The organism is Bradyrhizobium genosp. SA-3, assembly GCF_004212635.1.
GTDB lineage: Bacteria > Pseudomonadota > Alphaproteobacteria > Rhizobiales > Xanthobacteraceae > Bradyrhizobium.
On the sequence record NZ_PSRT01000348.1, the window covers coordinates 1 to 530 of the forward strand.

The 530-nt window shown below is 69.1% G+C and carries 1 protein-coding gene; it reads left to right on the plus strand.

Going from position 1 to position 530, the window contains the following annotated elements:
• On the plus strand, window positions 1–530 hold a 530-nt coding region (locus tag CWO91_RS42415; RefSeq protein ID WP_130221199.1), incomplete at both ends, for an AMP-binding enzyme.

A 530-nucleotide genomic window follows, 5' to 3' on the forward strand; every position in this document is an offset into this window, starting at 1 on the left:
CCTACCGGACGGCAATCTGGAGTTTTTGGGCCGCAACGACGACCAGGTGAAGATCCGCGGCTTCCGGATCGAGCCGGGCGAGATCGCGGCGCGGCTTTGCGAGCACCCGTTCGTGCGCGAGGCGGTGGTGGTGGCGCCGCAGGACGGCGCCGGCGAGAAGCGGCTGGTGGCCTATGTGGTGTGTGCGCCTGAAGCTCAATCGGATGAGCCGGATGGCGCTGGAGCTGAGCTGGCCGCCACGTTGCGGGCGCATGTGGGCGCGCATCTGCCGGACTACATGGTGCCGGCGGCGTTCGTGCGGCTGGCGGCGCTGCCGCTGACGGTGAATGGCAAGCTCGATCGCAAGGCGCTGCCGGCGCCGGACGATGAGGCGTATGCACATCGCGCCTATGAGCCACCGCAAGGCGAGATGGAGACCGTGCTGGCGCAGATCTGGGCCGAGCTGCTCGGGCTGGCGCGGGTCGGACGCCACGACCACTTCTTCGAACTGGGAGGGCACTCGCTCTTGGCGGTGCAGCTGATGGAGCGGC